Annotated in this window: 1 pseudogene; it reads right to left on the bottom strand. The window is 66.2% G+C overall.

What is annotated here, in order from left to right:
• Positions 1-222, bottom strand: a pseudogene (locus HMPREF3151_RS11970) (HNH endonuclease); the annotation flags it as partial.

Here is a 222-nt window from a genome sequence, read left to right as displayed (position 1 = left end):
TGAGGATGACGTCGTCGCCGTCGCCGGCCATGATCCGTGCGTGCTCCGAAATCGGCACCAGCACGATCGGACGTGGCGCGGCGGCAACCACCCCGCCGGTTGTGCCTTCGACGATGCGCCAGAACGCCTCCTCCATCTGGGCTGCTGCCGGTTGTGTGGTGTCGATGTCTTGCCGCAGGCGGTGTTCGAGGTCTGCGGCTTTGCGGTCGGTGGTGTCAATCG

Origin of the sequence: Corynebacterium sp. HMSC05H05 (assembly GCF_001807265.1) — a bacterium.
GTDB lineage: Bacteria > Actinomycetota > Actinomycetes > Mycobacteriales > Mycobacteriaceae > Corynebacterium.
Note: the sequence above shows the minus strand (reverse complement) of the source record. Positions and strands in the feature narration are given on the sequence as shown.